We start from the raw sequence: 280 nt of genomic DNA, 5'->3' as shown, positions 1-280 counted from the left end.
CGGGTACGTCGTGTTGCTGTTGTCCTTGCGATACTGGTTGTCGAACACATTGACGACCTGGAAGGTGGCCAGCACGTTCTCGCCGAACTTCTTGCCGACGCTCAGGTTCCACAGGAAGTACGGCGCCAGGCGACGCGAGTAGGCACCGCCCGCGCTGTTGGTGCCATCAGCTTCGGCATAGCTGAAGGCCGAGCCGTAGCGGGTGCCGAACACGGTGGTGGCCCAGTCGCCCTTGGTCCAGGTCAGGCTGCCGCGGGCGCGGCTGCGCTCGGGGTTGAAG

Annotated in this window: 1 protein-coding gene; it reads right to left on the bottom strand. The window is 65.0% G+C overall.

Annotated elements, in window-relative coordinates:
- On the bottom strand, positions 1 to 280 hold a 280-nt coding region (locus EN846_RS34825), incomplete at both ends, for a TonB-dependent receptor (protein WP_135928180.1).

This window comes from Mesorhizobium sp. M4B.F.Ca.ET.203.01.1.1 (assembly GCF_004791025.1).
Classification (GTDB): domain Bacteria; phylum Pseudomonadota; class Alphaproteobacteria; order Rhizobiales; family Rhizobiaceae; genus Mesorhizobium; species Mesorhizobium abyssinicae.
Note: the sequence above shows the minus strand (reverse complement) of the source record. Positions and strands in the feature narration are given on the sequence as shown.